Annotated in this window: 15 protein-coding genes and 2 tRNA genes; 14 read left to right on the top strand and 3 right to left on the bottom strand. The window is 72.1% G+C overall.

Going from position 1 to position 16,735, the window contains the following annotated elements; all coding sequences use genetic code 11:
• Positions 1 to 52: 52 nt before the first annotated feature.
• A complete protein-coding gene (locus B7L92_RS06370; protein ID WP_497590774.1) occupies positions 53 to 607 on the top strand; it encodes an SCO2584 family spore wall biosynthesis protein in 555 nt (184 codons plus the stop codon).
• Positions 608 to 695: 88 nt separating this feature from the next.
• On the top strand, positions 696 to 1,766 hold the full coding sequence (locus B7L92_RS06375; RefSeq protein ID WP_081236491.1) for an SCO2583 family membrane protein: 1,071 nt from the start codon (positions 696 to 698) through the stop codon (positions 1,764 to 1,766).
• A gap of 19 nt (positions 1,767 to 1,785) precedes the next feature.
• Here the strand turns inward: B7L92_RS06375 and B7L92_RS06380 are convergent, their stop codons facing one another.
• Entirely contained in the window at positions 1,786 to 2,901 is a 1,116-nt protein-coding gene (locus B7L92_RS06380) for a M48 family metallopeptidase (protein ID WP_081236492.1), read from the bottom strand.
• A 283-nt stretch (positions 2,902 to 3,184) separates the two neighbouring features.
• Here B7L92_RS06380 and B7L92_RS40980 point away from each other — a divergent pair, with 283 nt between their 5' ends.
• From B7L92_RS40980 to B7L92_RS06420, 9 genes are all read left to right on the top strand, one after another.
• Positions 3,185 to 3,349: a hypothetical protein gene (locus B7L92_RS40980; protein ID WP_170102176.1), complete on the top strand. Its 165-nt coding sequence runs from the start codon at positions 3,185 to 3,187 to the stop codon at positions 3,347 to 3,349.
• A 79-nt stretch (positions 3,350 to 3,428) separates the two neighbouring features.
• The gene (nadD, locus tag B7L92_RS06385; protein WP_081236493.1) at positions 3,429 to 4,142 is read left to right on the top strand and encodes a nicotinate-nucleotide adenylyltransferase; all 714 of its coding nucleotides are present in this window, start codon (positions 3,429 to 3,431) and stop codon (positions 4,140 to 4,142) included.
• Positions 4,143 to 4,158: 16 nt separating this feature from the next.
• A complete protein-coding gene (locus B7L92_RS06390) occupies positions 4,159 to 5,961 on the top strand; it encodes an LCP family protein (RefSeq protein ID WP_081236494.1) in 1,803 nt (600 codons plus the stop codon).
• 117 nt (positions 5,962 to 6,078) lie between these two features.
• Positions 6,079 to 6,528, top strand: a complete 450-nt coding sequence (gene rsfS, locus B7L92_RS06395) for a ribosome silencing factor (RefSeq protein ID WP_081236495.1) — start codon at positions 6,079 to 6,081, stop codon at positions 6,526 to 6,528.
• The gene (locus B7L92_RS06400) at positions 6,519 to 7,193 is read left to right on the top strand and encodes a histidine phosphatase family protein (RefSeq protein ID WP_081236496.1); all 675 of its coding nucleotides are present in this window, start codon (positions 6,519 to 6,521) and stop codon (positions 7,191 to 7,193) included. Before rsfS ends, B7L92_RS06400 begins: the two co-directional genes overlap by 10 nt.
• A 131-nt stretch (positions 7,194 to 7,324) precedes the next feature.
• Positions 7,325 to 7,397: transfer RNA gene (locus B7L92_RS06405), tRNA-Ala, on the top strand.
• Positions 7,398 to 7,596: 199 nt separating this feature from the next.
• The gene (locus B7L92_RS06410; protein ID WP_081236497.1) at positions 7,597 to 7,785 is read left to right on the top strand and encodes a hypothetical protein; all 189 of its coding nucleotides are present in this window, start codon (positions 7,597 to 7,599) and stop codon (positions 7,783 to 7,785) included.
• A 3-nt stretch (positions 7,786 to 7,788) separates the two neighbouring features.
• Positions 7,789 to 8,022, top strand: coding sequence for a hypothetical protein (locus tag B7L92_RS06415; protein ID WP_004931461.1), 234 nt, complete (start codon positions 7,789 to 7,791; stop codon positions 8,020 to 8,022).
• Positions 8,023 to 8,173: 151 nt separating this feature from the next.
• A tRNA-Ala gene (locus B7L92_RS06420) sits at positions 8,174 to 8,246 on the top strand.
• A gap of 83 nt (positions 8,247 to 8,329) precedes the next feature.
• Here B7L92_RS06420 and B7L92_RS06425 read toward each other — a convergent pair.
• Together B7L92_RS06425 and B7L92_RS06430 are read right to left on the bottom strand one after the other, a co-directional pair.
• Positions 8,330 to 9,940: an NADH-quinone oxidoreductase subunit NuoF family protein gene (locus tag B7L92_RS06425; protein WP_081236498.1), complete on the bottom strand. Its 1,611-nt coding sequence runs from the start codon at positions 9,938 to 9,940 to the stop codon at positions 8,330 to 8,332.
• Positions 9,937 to 11,235, bottom strand: coding sequence for a ferric reductase-like transmembrane domain-containing protein (locus B7L92_RS06430; protein WP_081236499.1), 1,299 nt, complete (start codon positions 11,233 to 11,235; stop codon positions 9,937 to 9,939). Before B7L92_RS06430 ends, B7L92_RS06425 begins: the two co-directional genes overlap by 4 nt.
• A gap of 552 nt (positions 11,236 to 11,787) precedes the next feature.
• Here B7L92_RS06430 and leuS point away from each other — a divergent pair.
• The 3 genes from leuS to B7L92_RS06445 all read left to right on the top strand — a co-directional run bounded on the left by leuS (position 11,788) and on the right by B7L92_RS06445 (position 16,542).
• Positions 11,788 to 14,664, top strand: a complete 2,877-nt coding sequence (leuS, locus tag B7L92_RS06435; RefSeq protein ID WP_081236500.1) for a leucine--tRNA ligase — start codon at positions 11,788 to 11,790, stop codon at positions 14,662 to 14,664.
• Between the two features lie 195 nt (positions 14,665 to 14,859).
• Entirely contained in the window at positions 14,860 to 15,591 is a 732-nt protein-coding gene (locus B7L92_RS06440; protein ID WP_081236501.1) for a hypothetical protein, read from the top strand.
• 105 nt (positions 15,592 to 15,696) lie between these two features.
• Complete coding sequence (locus B7L92_RS06445) at positions 15,697 to 16,542, top strand: DegV family protein (RefSeq protein WP_081236502.1); 846 nt, start codon at positions 15,697 to 15,699, stop codon at positions 16,540 to 16,542.
• The last annotated feature ends 193 nt before the right edge of the window (positions 16,543 to 16,735 follow it).

Here is a 16,735-nt window from a genome sequence, read left to right on the forward strand (position 1 = left end):
TGAATTTCCATACCGTCTGCCCAAAATGACCCCCCAGGTCTACTCTGGATCCGTGCCGGAGGACGTGGGGGGTACGCCGTTCCCTGACGGCTGGGAGCCCGACGACGACCACGACCGCGGAGCGTCGGACGAAGAGTTCGCCTCCGTGGTCTTCGACGAGGCCTTCGTCCGCGCGGCCGAGGTGCACGAGCCGACCGCCGTGGAGCGCCTCCTGGCCGCCGCGCAGGCCAGGGCCGAGGCCGAGGCCCGCCGGACCCGCCCGCACGGCGAGCGGTACGACGACGGGTACGGCCGCCACCGGGGCGGCCCCGGCTTCGAGGACCCGGACGACGACCCCGACGCCCCGGAGGACGGCTACGGCTCCCCGGGCCCGTACGGCAGGCAGGTCCGCTGGCACCGCCCCGTGGCCTGGATACTCGCCCTGGTGATGGGCATCGGCATGGTCGCGCTCGCCTTCTCGGCCGTCTACCGGGGCGCCTCCTCCCACCGCCAGGACCAGGTCCCGTCCCCCGCCTCCACCGGCCTGGAACAGGGCGGCGGGGCGGCCCCGTCCGCCTCCGCCGACTACTCCCAGCCGGCCGTCCCGGTGATTCCGAGCAGCCCCTGAGACCGGGCGACCGCCCTGGTGGGAAGCTGCCGGAACTTGGCGCGCGGCAGGGCGTTTACCCGCGCCCCCCGGGACCTACCCTGAAGATATGGGAGGGCCTTCGGACCCGCCCGAGGGGGCGCCCGAGGGAGCCCCCGGAGGTGGAGAGGACGAGTACGGGTCCGTCGTCTTCGACGAGTCCTTCATCCGTGCTGCCCGGCTCCAGGAGTACTCCGCCCGGGAGCGCCTCACCGACCACGCGCCCGCCGTCCGCCGCCGTCCGCCCCTGCGCCACGGCCTGTCCCGGCCGGCGCTGATCCTGTTCCTGCTGATCGTCGTGGCCTTCGGCACCGCGATCTACATGGGGGTACGCCATCCCTACCAGGCGCCCGCGGCCGGGGAGCAGGCCGAGCCCCTGCGGATGACCGTCGTCCCGCTGGCCCCCCGCGACGAGGTGCCCGGCACCAGCGACCCCGAACAGCTCTACGCGAGCAGTCCGGCGGCCGGGTTCCGCGTCGGCGCGGAGGGGGTGACGCTCCCGGCGTCCCGGCGCACCGCGCACTTCTCGGACAGCCAGGTCATGAACGCGCTGACCATCACGAAGGACTACCTCGTGCGGTCCTCCCTGAACCCCGAGGTGCTCACCGGCGGCGAGACGCGCTCCGTGCGGGTGCTGCTCGACCCCGCCCAGCTGGACCAGTTCGACCGGAGCTTCGCCCGGCCCGCCGCCGACGGACGGCACGCGCCCACCGGATGGCTGGTCCGCCTCGACCCCTCCCGCGCGGAGCTGGCCGCCCCCGAGGTCCGGGTCCGGGGCACGATGCGGGCCTCCGAGGCGGACTCCTCCACCCTGGAGGTCGCCACGGACCACACGTTCGCGTACGCGGTGCGGCCGGCCGGCGCGGACCGGGGCGCCGAGGCCTCCCTGTTCACGGTCCGGCGCGAGCTGCTCCTCCGCTTCGACCGCGACGACCTGCGCCTGCACCAGGCGCAGGTGGTCCTCTCCGAGGTCCAGGCCGGCCCCCTGTCCTGCGCCGAGGACTCCGCGGCCCGGCTGCGTCCCCTCCTCGCCGGCCGGACGGCCGAGGAGGGCGGCCCCGCCGGCACCGACCCCTACGCCACGGGCGGCACACCGGCGCTGTGCGGCACCCTGGCGCCGGGTGCGCAACCGAAGCTGTGAGGGGGGCCGCCCCGGCGCCTCAGGCGCCGTCGCGCGGCGGGCCGTCGTCCGCCGGACCCGGCGCCGTGCCCGGGTCCTTCGGCGGCCGGGGAGCCGAGGAGGTGAAGCCGCCGAAGCCGCGGCGGACCCGGTCGCCCAGGTCTCCGGCGCCGCCCGCGATGTCGCTGACCAGCTTCATCAGCGGATCCTTGGAGTTCCTCACCTCGCCGGCGTAGCTGCTCGCCGACTCCCGCCACGAGTCCCGCACCGAGGTGTCCTTGTCCTCGTCGCGGCGCGGGTAGTGGCCGTCCATGATCCGCTGGTGGTCCCGCGTGGCCGCCCACTTCTTCAGCTCGGCCGCCCGCACGGCGGCGAAGGGGTGGGAACGGGGCAGCACGTTGAGGATCTTCAGCACCGAGTCGCGCAGGTCGCCCCCGGCCTCGTACTCGTCGGCCTGCTCCAGGAACGCGTCCACGTTCATCTCGTGCAGGTGGTTGCCGCCCGCGATCTTCATCAGGCCGCGCATCGAGGCCTGGAGGTCCTGGCCCACCAGCAGCCCCGCGCGGTCCGCGGACAGCTCCGACTTGCGGAACCACTCGCGCAGCGCCGTCACGATCGCCATGATCGCGACATTGCCGAGCGGGATCCAGGCGACCCGGACCGCGAGGGACGTCAGGAACAGCAGGACCGTCCGGTACACCGCGTGCCCGGACAGCGCGTGCCCGACCTCGTGTCCGACGACCGCCCGCATCTCCTCCTCGTCGAGCAGCTCGACCAGTCCCGTGGTGACCACGATGATCGGCTCGTCCATGCCGATGCACATCGCGTTCGGCGTCGGGTCCTGGTTGACGTACATCGGCGGGACCTTCTCCAGGTCCAGGATGTAGCAGGCGTCCCGCAGCATGTCGTTGAGGTGCGCGAACTGCCGGTCCGAGACGCGCACCGAGTCGGACAGGAACAGCAGCCTCAGGCTCCGCTCGGGCAGCAGCCCGCTCAGGGCCTTGAACACCGTGTCGAAGCCGCTCAGCTTGCGCAGCGCCACCAGCGCGGAGCGGTCGGCCGGGTGCTCGTACGCACGCGAGGAGATTCCGGGGAAGCGCCTGCGCTGCCTGCCCGGCACGCTCTCGTGCCCGTTGTGCTGATGGCCGTCGGACATGTTTCCCCCATGTGCGTCTGAGTGGCCCTTGCGGCCCCTGTGCGGCCCTTCGTTCCTCCGAGGCGAAGCCCAGCCTAGGCGCAGAGACCGCGGACGGGCAGTGCGGAAGGGCGCGGCACCGCGTGGTCCGTCGTTGCGCGGCTCCGGGCAGAAGGACGACCGGAGGCACCGGAAAGGTTGCCCGCCGCCCGTAACGGCGGAGTCGGCGTGAGCGGCGCGAACGCGCCCGCTTACGATGAGCTGACGTCCTTGTCCCGCCCACACGCGATAGGTCCTGTCGAAGATGAGCTTCCCCAGCGCCGCTGCCCAGTTGGTCACCCTCGCCGCCGAGGGCGGAGAGCACGGCGGCAACCACCAGAGCCTCAACCCCTACCTCGTCGGCGGCTGCGCCCTGTTCATCCTGCTGCTCCTGCTGTGGATCACCACCCGCTTCAACCGCGACCGCTGAGCCCGTCGCGGAGGGTTCGGGCAGCCGGGACCCATCCGGCGGCCGGAGCCCACGGGCCGGGCCGGTAGGGTCTGCACGCATGGGAGAGCAGGACATGCCTACCGGTCCGGCGACGGGCACGGCCGAGGAGACGGCGGGCGGCACCGAGCGCCGCCCGGAGCCCCGCCGGACGGCCGGCGACCTCGGCGGGGGCCCGTCGGGGGCGGGCAAGCGCCGCCTCGGCGTCATGGGCGGCACCTTCGACCCGATCCACCACGGGCACCTGGTGGCGGCCAGCGAGGTCGCCGCGCAGTTCCACCTCGACGAGGTGGTCTTCGTCCCCACCGGCCAGCCGTGGCAGAAGAGCCACCGCGCGGTCTCCGCGGCCGAGGACCGGTACCTGATGACGGTCATCGCGACCGCCGAGAACCCGCAGTTCTCCGTGAGCCGCATCGACATCGACCGCGGCGGCCCCACCTACACCGTGGACACCCTGCGCGACCTGCGTGCGCTCAACCCCGACACGGACCTGTTCTTCATCACCGGCGCCGACGCCCTCGCCCAGATCCTCACCTGGCGGGACAGTGAGGAGCTGTTCTCCCTGGCGCACTTCATCGGCGTCACCCGGCCCGGTCACCACCTGTCCGACGCGGGTCTCCCCGAGGGCGGCGTCTCCCTCGTCGAGGTCCCCGCCCTGGCGATCTCCTCGACGGACTGCCGTGCGAGAGTCGCCAAGGGAGAACCCGTCTGGTACCTGGTGCCGGACGGAGTCGTGCGCTACATCGCCAAGCGTGAGCTGTACCGCGGCGAGTGAGCCGAGAGGGGCACCGGTGAACGACCGATACGACGCGGGACACGGGGCCGACGGGGCCGCCCCGTACGAGCTCGTCGGCTACGACGAGTACGGCCACCCCGTCTACCGCCAGGCCACGGACCAGCAGGCCCAGCAGCAGGCGTACGACCCGTACCAGCAGCAGGGGCAGCAGGGACAGCAGGATTACGCCTACGACCCGTACGCCGCGGCCGGGCCGCAGCAGTCCGTGCCGCAGCAGTCCGCGCCGCCGTACGACCCCTACGGGACCGCCCAGCAGCCGCCGGCCCCTTCCTACGGCTCCTACAGCTCCTACGACTCCTACGACTACGACCCCTACGCGAGCGGCACCCACCAGGGCGGTCCGGCGGCGGCCCCCCACGACCCCTACGGGCAGAGCGCGCACGACCCGGCCGGGGACGACCCGACCGGGCGGGGGCGGACCGCGCACCCCGACACCGGCCGGCAGCCCCGCGTCGCCGAGCAGACCGCGCACATCCCGCAGCAGGCCGGCCCGGTCGACGACGAGACGGCCCCCGCCGAGCCCGCACCGGAGTACCGCACCGAGCAGTTCGCGTTCGTGGAGGAGCCCGACGACGGCTCCGAGGACGTCATCGACTGGCTGAAGTTCACCGAGAACCGCACCGAGCGCCGCGAGGAGGCCCGGCGCCGCGCGCGCAGCCGGATCATCGCCCTGGCCGTGGTCCTCGCCCTGGTCGCCGTCGGCGGCGTCGGCTACCTCTGGTACGCCGGGAAGCTGCCCGGCCTGTCCGGCTCCGGCTCCGGCACGGGCACCGCCACGGCGGCGGGCGCCCAGAAGCGCGACGTGATCGTCGTCCACCTGCACGACACCGAGCGGGGCGGCACCGCGACCGCGCTGCTCGTCGACAACACCACCACACGGCAGGGCACCACCGTCCTGCTGCCCAACTCCCTCGCCCTCACCGCCGACGACGGCACCACCACGCTCGCCAAGTCCGTGGAGGACGACGGCTCCGAGGGCACCCGGACCGCGCTCGACACCGTCCTCGGCACCAGGATCGAGGGCACCTGGCGGCTGGACACCCCGTTCCTGCTCACCCTCGTCGACCTCGTCGGCAACATCGAGATCGACACCGACACCGACGTGCCCGACCCGGACGCCAAGAAGAAGGGCGAGGCGCCCCTGGTCAAGAAGGGGGAGAAGCAGACCCTCAGCGGCAAGATGGCCGTCGCCTACGCCACCCACCGCGCCCCCGGCGAGTCCCAGAACGCCCAGCTGGAGCGGTTCGGGCAGGTCATGCACGGCGTCCTGCGCAAGATGACCTCCGAGCCGGACGCCGCGACGGTCACCATCCAGACCCTCGGCCAGATCATCGAGCCGCCGCTGACCGACAAGGACCTCGGCACCTTCCTCGCCCGGCTCTCCGACCTCGCCAAGGGCGGCGACCACAGGACCACGCTGCTGCCCGTGCAGGACGACGGCACGCTCACCGCGCAGGCGAGCGACAGCGTGGTGAAGGACGTCCTCGGCGGCACCGCGAAGAGCCCCGACAAGGACGCCGCCGTCAGCGTCTCCGTGCGCAACGCCACCGGGGTGAAGGACCACACCGAGCAGGCCCGCGTGGTCCTCCTCAACGGCGGCTTCACCTTCCTGGAGGCCGGCACCGCCGCCCCGGAGGCCACCTCGAAGGTCGTCTACGCGAACGCCGCCGACAAGGAGAACGCCACCGAGGTCGCCAAGACCCTGGGGCTGCCCACCGGCTCCGTCGGCAAGGGAGAGGTCTCGGCGAACGCCCGCGTCTCGGTCGTCCTCGGCCAGGACTACGAGCCCGGGTCGTAGCCGCGGGGCGGGGACGCGCCCCGGAGGGCGGGGCGCACCCCACCGTTGTCACGTGGGGTGCGCCCGGTGGTCCGTGAGACCCTGGAGGGCAAGTGACCACCGACCGAAAGCCTTGTAGTGACCGCAACCGACCGTTCCCTCGAGCTCGTCACCACCGCCGCCCAGGCGGCCGCCGACAAGCTCGCGCACGACATCGTCGCCTACGACGTCAGTGACGTGCTGTCCATCACCGACGCCTTCCTGCTGGCGTCCGCACCCAACGACCGTCAGGTCAAGTCGATCGTCGACGAGATCGAGGAGCGGCTGAACAAGGAGCTCGGCGCCAAGCCGGTCCGCCGCGAGGGCGACCGCGAGGCCCGCTGGGTGCTGCTCGACTACGTCGACATCGTCGTCCACGTCCAGCACAGCGAGGAGCGCGTCTTCTACGCCCTGGAGCGGCTGTGGAAGGACTGCCCCGAGCTGGAACTGCCCGCCGACGCCCAGGCGTCCCGCGGCAAGGCCGCGGAGCACGCCAAGCAGCAGCAGGAGGCCGAGGCGGCGGCCGAGCCGGGTGGTGAGTGGCGGTGAGCGCCACGGGTGAGGTGGCCGGGCCCGCGCGCCGGGGCCGCCGCATCATCCTGTGGCGGCACGGCCAGACCTCCTGGAACGTGGAGCGCCGCTTCCAGGGCTCCACGGACGTGGAGCTCACCGGGGCCGGTGTCGCGCAGGCCCGCCGGGCCGCCCGGCTGCTCGCGGGCCTCGGGCCGGACGCGATCGTCGCCTCCGACCTGAAGCGGGCCGCGAACACCGCCGCGGAACTCGCCGTGCTCACCGGCCTGGAGGTCGTCCTCGAGGAGGGGCTGCGCGAGACCTACGCGGGCGTCTGGCAGGGCCTGACGCACGACGAGATCATCGCCCGGTACGGCGAGGAGTACGCCGCGTGGAAGCGCGGCGAGCCGGTGCGCCGGGGCGGTGGCGAACTGGAGACCGAGGTCGCCGACCGCGCCGCCCCCGTGGTGCTGAGGCACGCCGAGAAGCTCCCCGAGGACGGCACGCTCGTCGTGGTCAGCCACGGCGGCACCATCCGCACCACCATCGGCCGGCTGATCGGCCTGGAGCCGCGCAGCTGGGAGAGCCTCGGCGGCCTCACCAACTGCTGCTGGTCCGTCCTCGGCGAGGGCGTCCGCGGCTGGCGCCTGCTCGAGCACAACGCCGGCACCCTGCCGGAACCGGTGCTCGGCGACGACGACTGAGGCTCCCGGGACCGGCCGCGGACCGGCCCCGGGACCCGGATTTCACTTTCCGGCAGGTCGCAGGCTAAAGTTCTTCTTGTTCGCCCCGCCGAGCGGAGCGGAACACCAGGCGGCTTCGCCGCGTGGCGCAAGGGGCTATAGCTCAGTTGGTAGAGCGCCTGCATGGCATGCAGGAGGTCAGGAGTTCAATTCTCCTTAGCTCCACATCGTGAAGATCCCGTCCCCGCAGGGGGCGGGATCTTTCGTCGTCCGCGCTTTGAACAGCGCGGCTCCCGCGGGCGTATACCCCTGCGAGGCGCCGAGCCGTGTCCCGACCGGTATCCGGCGTCGATGACCGTGTCGGCCCGGTCGTGGCAGAATCAAACGGCCGGAAGGGGGCGCGGCCCGACGGGAGGGAGTTGTGATGCCTGCGAGCATCCTCGAGGAGGTCGACCATCTCCTCGGAGCGGTGTCGACGCGACGGACCTCGACCCGACGGACCCCGACCCGACTCGGCTGCCCTTCCTGCGGTTCCGCGCACATCGCCCAGGTGCTCGGCGACAACGGCGGGATCCCCTCCGTCCGCACGGCCCGCGGCCACCGCCGGAGCTGAGCGATGGGGGCACACAGGCGGAAGTGCGACTGGTGCGGCAGCGGGACGCCGATCGTCCGCGACATGGAACCGATCAACCCCGAGTACCAGTACTGGTGCGAGGAGTGCGCGCGGGCGCTGATCATAAAAGGCGACCCCATCGAGACCTACCGGGAACTCGAGGGCGAACCGATCTACGGCCGGCTCCTGGAGGAGCACTGCACGCTCAAGCGCTTCTATTCGTTCGTCACGGCGTGATCGCGTCCGCGCGACGGACCGATCGTTCCGGGCATTTCCGGCGGGGCCGGAAACGATTTGGTGTTCTGCCGGGGGGACCGTGTAATGTTGGCGTCGCCGCCGGGGAAACCGGGCGACGGAGCCGGAAACACGGAACCGCCGCATGGCACGAGGGGCTATAGCTCAGTTGGTAGAGCGCCTGCATGGCATGCAGGAGGTCAGGAGTTCAATTCTCCTTAGCTCCACAGAAGTCGAGGGCGGACCATCCGAACGGATGGTCCGCCCTCGGCGTTTGCGACCCGGTGGCGGGCCGGCCGCGGGGACCGCGTCAGCGGCCCAGGGCGCGCCGGCCGCGACCGGGGGAGAGCACCGGCAGATTGCGGGACGGCGCCTTGGCCTGCGGTGCCTCGTCCTCGATGCGCAGGGCCAGCGCCGGGCAGCGGCGTACCGCGCGCAGCGCCTTGGCCTCGGCGAAGCGCGGCACCTGGGCCTGGGCCACCGTCGGGAAGCCGTCCGCGCCGAGCTGGAAGACCTCCGGGAGGATGTCCGCGCACAGGCCGTGGCCCCGGCACAGCGTCCAGTCGACGTAGATCTTCTGGCGGCTGGGGCCGTTCTCCTCCCCGCCGCCGCCCGGGATGCCCGTGGGGGCCCTGCCCCCCTCGAAGAGGGGCAGGACGCCCGCCACGGGCCGTCCGCAGCCGTTGCCGAGGACGTGCGCGGCGAGGTCGTCGGTGAACGCCTTGACGGTCGACTCCAGGAACATCGCGGAGCCGTCCGGATGCGAACAGGCGCCGCGCCGCTTCACGTTCTTGGCGACCTGCTTGACCGCCTCCAGGGCGGCCGGGCCGCCGCCGTTGAGGATGTCCTCCAAGCCGCGGGCGGCGGCCGGCAGGCCCAGGTAGCACGGGCCGCACTGGCCGGCGCTCTCCTCGGCGAGCCACTTCGCCACCATCAGCGACTCGCCCAGCGGGCAGGTGTCCTGACTGATCGGCAGGATGGCCCCCGCGCCCAGTGAACCGCCCACCGCGTCCAGGGAGTTGCGGGAGACGATCGCCTCGTTGACGGTCGCCGCGTCGATCCACTTGCCGTGGTAACCGCCCGTCAGCACGCCCTGCGGCACCGGCGGGGCGCCGGCGAGCTGGAGCACGTAGCGCAGCGGCACCCCCGTCGGGACCTCGACCACCATGGGGCGGGCCACCGCGCCGGACACCGTGAGCATCACGGTGCCCGGCTCGTCGTACAGGCCGGTGTTGCCGTAGCGCTCCGGGCCGATGCGGGCGGCGATGGCGAGCTGGGCGAAGGTCTCGGCGTTGGACAGCAGCGTGGGCGCGCCGCCGACGCCGTTCTTCGAGGCGCTGGTCTTGCGGCCCGGCGGAACCGCCGGACCGCCGTCGATGGAGCGGATCAGGGAGGCGGCGGCACCGGTGACCATGCGGACCGGGTTGCGCTGCACCCGGGCGCGCAGCGCGGAGCGGCGCCCGTTGTTCAGGCCGCGTTCGGCGAGCGCGGCCTCCATGGAGCGCTGGGTGGACTCCCGGGTGACCCCCACCACGAGCGTGCGGGCCCCCATGGCCTCGGCGCACAGCAGCGCGCCGTCCAGGATGAGGTGCGGGGCACGGTTGATGAGCACCGTGTCCTTGCGGCAGGCCGGTTCGTCCTCACTGCCGTTGACGACGACGACCGGCCGGACGCCGCGCTTGATCGCCGTTTCGGCGACCGAGCGCAGCTTCTTGTGGAAGGGGAACCCCGCGCCGCCGCGACCCCTGAGGTTGATGCGTTCGGCGAGCTGCGCGAGCTGCTCGCCGCCCAGGGGCTCGAGCGGCCCGTGCACCTTCAGGTGCATGGGCAGATCGAGCCGGTCGACAAGGTCGAAGCCCGACGTGAGCTGGGGAAGACCGACCACGCGGACTTCGGGTACGTCGGGCAGAGCCTCGTTCACTTGTAGCCTCCGGACGGCGTGTTCCAAGGTTCGCCCGAGCCCGGTGCGTCGAAGTCGTAGGACGACGAGGGCGACGCACCGGGGAGTGTTTCAGTGGCGGGACCGCTGTTGTACGTGTCATTCGGGTTGTACGTGTCGTAGCGGGTGTTCGTCTCACCGGTGTCGTACACATCACTCGAGCCGTACCCGGAGCCGGTCGGATTGTCATAGACCGGGATGGTGTATCCGGTGTCGTTGAGCGGGTCGTACGCCGACGGCGGGGCCTCGCCGACCGGTGGCGGGGACGGGACCGGCCAGCTGCCCGAGGTGCTCGACGGGCCGTCCGCACTCGGCACGCTCGGCATGCTCTGCGTGGGCTGCATGTCCAGCGGCAGCTCCATGCGGGCCGTCCGGTCCGCGAAGAGGGGTTGCTGCTGGGGCGGCCCGGAAGGCGTGGAGACCGCGCGGTAGGCGGCCGCGAAGCCGTTCGCCGGCTCCGCGGCGGCGGGCCGCTCGGCGGTCTCGTACAGCGGTCCGTCCGCGCGCGGCCGCTCGCCGCGGGAACCGCCGCGGGAGGCGTCCCCGCGCGGTCCGTCGTCGCGGGAGCGGGAACCGCGCCGTTCCGCGAAGCCCGGCAGGGACGACTCGGCCGCTCTGGACCTGCTCTCCTCCAGACCCGCGCGGTCCGACTGCACGAGGGAGCCGAGCAGGGCGGTGACCCGGTCGGCGACCTTGCGCTTGACCGGGGGCGGGGACGCGCGCAGGACGAGGACCGCCATGACGCCGAGCACGGACAGGCCGTAGAGGATCAGGAAGATCGGCTTCGCGGCTCGACCCGCGTAGAGCCCGTGCACCAGCGCGGCGCACCAGGCCGGATAGGCCAGCATGTGCATGGCCCGCCAGCGGGCCGCGACCGGGGCCGGCGAGGCGAAGCGGTTGCGCAGCACGCCGGTGATGCCCACGAAGAACATCAGCAGGCCGGCGCTGGTGCCCAGGCCGATCAGGAAGGACCTGCCGGCGACGGCCTCGTCGTCGGTGAGGGCCAGTCCGAAGGGGATCACCGCGGCGATCCAGGTGGTGTGGTCCAACACCAGCTTGATGACGATGTGCACCAGCAGGAAGACGATCGAGGCGACCGCGGTCGTCCGGTGCACCGCCTGGGCCAGGATCCGCTGGCGCGGACCGAGCAGGATCCGGTCCTGGGCGACGAGTCCCCAGATCACCGAGCAGCTCAGGCAGACGAGCGACAGGACGCCCGCGCCGAAGTTGAGGAACTCGAGGAGCCAGTCGTCCGCCGTGCTGTCGTCGGGCCTCACGACGCACCTCCCGGCGTCATGACTCGGAGCGGGCACAGCGGAGCCGCAGCCGACCGGCCCCGTGCGGGGGGTGGGCTGCTGTCTGGGCGACGGTTCATGGGGCAACTCCGAGGTATCGGTAAAGCGGTCCCGGGCGGAACTCTAAGCCCCGGCCATACCGATGAGTACGAGGTTTGAGTTATTGCGCTGTTATCAAAAGACGATGTGGTCGTTGTGATGCCCCTTAGTGGCCGTTACGCGAAGTAATCCTTGACCGAGATTCAGTCGAGATTCAGTCGAGGTTCAGTCGAGATTCGGCCGGGCCGGCCCGGCGGAGGGGCCCCGGCGGCCCTGCGTGTCCCCGGGAAGAGCGTCGCGGCGTGCTCGGGGCCTGCGGTACCCTTGCGCCATGCGTGCCGTACGCCTTCTGCTTAGCGAGCCGCGCTGATCAGTCCCGACCGCCGGTGACCGGAGGGTCGGAATCGGCGCGGCGTCCCCTCCTGTGCGAGGGGATTTTTCATTTCTCGGAAGCCGCAGGCGCAGGCAGAGACGATCGATGGAGCTTTGAGGATCATGAGCGAGACGAACCCCGCTGCCGCGGAGGCCGCACCGCACCGCTACACGGCCGCCCTGGCCGCCGAGATCGAGGCACGCTGGCAGGACTTCTGGGACGCCGAGGGCACCTACGCCGCCCCCAACCCGAGCGGGGACCTGGCGGGTGATCCGGAGACGGTCGCCAAGCCCAAGAAGTTCATCATGGACATGTTCCCATATCCCTCGGGTGCGGGACTGCACGTCGGTCACCCGCTGGGGTACATCGCCACCGACGTCTACGCCCGCTTCCAGCGCATGACCGGGCACAACGTCCTGCACACCCTGGGCTTCGACGCCTTCGGCCTGCCCGCCGAGCAGTACGCCGTGCAGACCGGCACGCACCCGCGCGTGTCCACCGAGGCCAACATCGAGAACATGAAGTCCCAGCTGCGCCGGCTGGGCCTGGGCCACGACAAGCGCCGGTCGTTCGCCACGATCGACCCGGACTACTACAAGTGGACCCAGTGGATCTTCCTGCAGATCTTCAACTCCTGGTACGACGAGGAGGCGGGAAGGGCCCGTCCGATCGACGAGCTGGTCGCGCGGTTCGAGTCCGGTGAGCGCCCCGTCCCGGGCCACACGCGTGCCTGGGGCGAGCTGAGCGCGACCGAGCGCGCCGACGTCCTGAGCGGGTTCCGCCTGGCCTACGCCTCCGACGCGCCGGTCAACTGGTGCCCGGGCCTGGGCACCGTGCTGGCCAACGAGGAGGTCACCGCCGAGGGCCGCTCCGAGCGCGGCAACTTCCCCGTCTTCAAGGCCAAGCTGCGCCAGTGGAACATGCGCATCACCGCCTACGCCGACCGGCTGCTGGAGGACCTGGACGCGCTGGACTGGCCCGAGGCCATCAAGCTGCAGCAGCGCAACTGGATCGGCCGCTCCGAGGGCGCCCGGGTCGACTTCCCCATCGACGGCGAGCGCATCACCGTCTTCACCACCCGCCCCGACACCCTGTTCGGCGCGACCTACATGGTGCTGGCGCCCGAGCACCCGCTGGTCGAGAAGTTCACCCCGGCCGCCTGGCCCGAGGGCACCCACGAGGTGTGGACCGGCGGCCACGCCACCCCGGCCGAGGCCGTCGCCGCGTACCGCGCGCAGGCCGCCTCGAAGTCCGACGTCGAGCGGCAGGCCGAGGCGAAGGACAAGACCGGCGTCTTCATCGGCGCGTACGCGACCAACCCGGTCAACGGCGAGCAGGTCCCCGTCTTCATCGCCGACTACGTCCTGATGGGCTACGGCACCGGCGCGATCATGGCCGTGCCGGCGGGCGACCAGCGCGACTTCGAGTTCGCGCGCGCCTTCGAGCTGCCGATCCACTGCATCGTCGAGCCGACCGACGGCCGCGGCACGGACACCTCGACGTGGGAGAGCGCCTTCTCCTCGTACGACGCGAAGATCATCAACTCGTCGAACGACGAGGTCTCCCTGGACGGCCTGGGCGTCGCCGAGGCCAAGACCCGCATCATCGAGTGGCTGGAGAGCCGGGGCCTGGGCGAGGGCACCGTCAACTTCCGCCTGCGCGACTGGCTGTTCAGCCGCCAGCGCTACTGGGGCGAGCCCTTCCCGATCGTCTACGACGAGGACGGCGTCGCCCACGCCCTGCCCGAGTCGATGCTGCCGCTGGAGCTGCCCGAGGTCGACGACTACTCGCCGCGCACCTTCGACCCGGACGACGCCGACACCGAGCCCGAGACGCCGCTGTCGCGCAACGAGGACTGGGTCAACGTCACCCTGGACCTGGGCGACGGACCGAAGAAGTACCGCCGCGAGACCAACACCATGCCCAACTGGGCCGGTTCCTGCTGGTACGAGCTGCGCTACCTGGACCCGCACAACTCCGAGAAGCTGGTCGACCCCGGGATCGAGCAGTACTGGATGGGCCCGCGCGAGGGCATGCCGCACGGCGGCGTCGACCTGTACGTCGGCGGCGCCGAGCACGCCGTGCTGCACCTGCTGTACGCCCGCTTCTGGTCCAAGGTGCTGTACGACCTGGGGCACATCTCGTCGGCGGAGCCGTTCCACAAGCTGTTCAACCAGGGCATGATCCAGGCCTACGTCTACCGCGACAGCCGCGGCATCGCGGTGCCGGCCGCCGAGGTGGAGGAGCGCGACGGCGCCTACTACCACCAGGGCGAGAAGGTCTCCCGGCTGCTGGGCAAGATGGGCAAGTCCCTGAAGAACGCGGTCACCCCGGACGAGATCTGCGCCGAGTACGGGGCCGACACGCTGCGCCTGTACGAGATGGCGATGGGCCCGCTGGACGTGTCGCGGCCGTGGGACACCCGCGCGGTGGTCGGCCAGTTCCGGCTGCTGCAGCGGCTGTGGCGCAACATCGTCGACGAGACGACGGGCGAGGTCACCGTCGTCGACGCCGGGGACGGCGACATCGACGAGGAGACCCTGCGCGCCCTGCACAAGGCGATCGACGGCGTGCGCGGCGACCTGGAGGGCATGCGCTTCAACACCGCCATCGCCAAGGCCACCGAGCTGAACAACCACCTGACCAAGCGGGGAGGGGCGGTACCGCGCCCGGTCGCCGAGTCCCTGGTGCTGCTGATCGCGCCGCTGGCCCCGCACATCGCCGAGGAGCTGTGGCGCAGGCTGGGCCACACCGGCTCGGTCGTCCACCAGGACTTCCCGGTCGCCGACCCGGCGTACGTGGTCGACGAGACCGTGACCTGCGTCGTGCAGATCAAGGGCAAGGTCAAGGCGCGGCTGGAGGTGTCGCCGGGCATCTCCGAGGACGAGCTGGAGAAGACCGCGCTGGCCGACGAGAAGGTCGTCGCCGCGCTGGACGGGGCCGGCATCCGCAAGGTGATCGTGCGGGCGCCCAAGCTGGTGAACATCGTCCCGGCGTGAGGCACGGCGGCCGGCGGAGCGCCCGGGGGTGATCTCCGCCGGACGCTCCGCCGGGCGCGACCTCCCAGGTCGGGGTGGTCCCCTACGGGCAGGTTCGGGGTTCTTCCGGAACTCCGGGCCTGCCCGTCTCGTTTACCGTGGAAGAGCGGCGCGGAGCGTGTCGGGACAGGCCGCAGGGCCCGGAGGAGGAGTCTCGTGGAAGCAGTGATCGCAGTGTTCGCCCTGCTCTTCGTGCTCTTTCTCGGGCTGGGCGCCTACGCGACGGTGAAGGTCGTCGGCGCGGCCAAGCGCAGTGCCGACCGCCACCTCACCCAGGCCCGCCGCACGGTCGAGGACCACACCCTGAAGGCCAAGGCCCTCGGCCGGCCCGGCCCGGCGGGCGAGGTCGCCCACCTCCGACTCGAGCTGCGCACCTCCATGCGCGCCACCCAGGACGCGCTGGAGGCGGCCGTCGCCGAGGACGAGTCGATCAAGGAGTCCCTCGGTCTCTTCCAGCGCCTCAGCGCGCACGGACACGAACTGGACGGCGAACTCAGGCGCCTGGAGTCCGAGCCGGACCGCGCCACGCTCGCCGAGCGGCTCCCCGAGCTGCGCGAGCGCACCGAGCGCATCACACGGTCGGCGGACTCCCTGCGCTGGGCGGCCCGTGATCGTGCCCGTCGCTTCGCGGACGACGACCTGGACTCGCTGAGCGCGCAGATCGACATGGAGGCCGGCGCCCTGCGGCACTGGACGACCACCGAGCAGCACCCCGGGGCCCGGCCCGCGGCCGACGCCCCGGCGGCCCCTTCCTCCTGGCCGGAGGCGCCGCAGCCGTCCGCGTCGCAGGAGCCGGCGCCCGACTCGGCGCGGCCCGCCATCACCCCGCCCACACCCCGCCCCACCTACTCCTGGCAGAAGAAGACCCGCCCCGAGAGCACCACATGAGCAGCCCATGAGCAGCACGTGAGCACCGTGTGATCCGGCCACGACCGGACCCGGCCCGCGGGGCCGGGCTGCCACACGGGCACTACGCCAGGTAACCTCCAGCTCATGTCCCGCCATGTCGCGATCGTCACCGATTCAACGGCCTACCTTCCGGCCCGGACGATGGAGCGGCACGGCATCACGGCGGTACCGCTGACCGTGGTCCTCGGCGACCGCGCGCTCGAAGAGGGCACCGAGATCTCCACCCGTTCCCTCGCCCAGGCCCTGCAGAAGCGGCGCCCGGTCACGACCTCGCGGCCCGGCCCCGAGGTCTTCGCCGAGACCTACCGCAAGGTCGCCGAGTCGGGTGCCACCGGCATCGTCTCCCTCCACCTCTCCGCCGAACTCTCCGGCACCCACGACGCGGCGGTCGTCGCGGCCCGTCAGGCACCGGTGCCGGTACGGGTGGTGGACACCGGCATGATCGCGATGGCCCTCGGGTTCTGCGCGCTGACGGCGGCCGAGACCGCGGAGGCGGGCGGCACGGTGGACGAGGCGGTCACCGCCGCCGAGAAACGGGCGGCGGCCACCTCCGCCTACTTCTACGTGGACACCCTGGACTACCTGCGCCGCGGCGGCCGCATCGGCGCCGCGCAGGCCCTGCTGGGCTCGGCGCTCGCGGTGAAGCCGCTGCTGCAGCTGGCGGGCGGCCGGATCGAACCCCTGGAGAAGGTCCGCACCGCGTCCAAGGCGATCGCCCGCCTGGAGGAGATCGCGGCCGAACGGGCGGGCGGCGCCGAGGTCGACATCGCCGTCCACCACCTCGCCGCCCCGGACCGCGCGTCGGCGCTCGCGGACCGGCTGCGGGCCCGGGTGCCGGGGCTGGCCGACCTGCACGTCAGCGAGGTGGGGGCGGTGATCGGGGCGCACACGGGGCCCGGGTTGCTGGGGGTCGTGGTCTCGGCGCGGTGAGGCGGCGCGGCCGGCCGCGCGGGCGAGGTGCCCGTACGGGTGACGGAGTTGTCCACAACCGGGCGGTAGTCCCCGGGAATTGACCAAGATCACCAAGGTGCCGCGGATGGCCCGATCCTCCTCGTATGGCACTTCGATCACGTTCACGCACAGCGACGGCGACCAGCGGTCCGGGCCGCGGCCCGGACCGCTG

Origin of the sequence: Streptomyces viridosporus (assembly GCF_002078235.1) — a bacterium.
In the GTDB taxonomy this organism is placed as follows: domain Bacteria; phylum Actinomycetota; class Actinomycetes; order Streptomycetales; family Streptomycetaceae; genus Streptomyces; species Streptomyces viridosporus.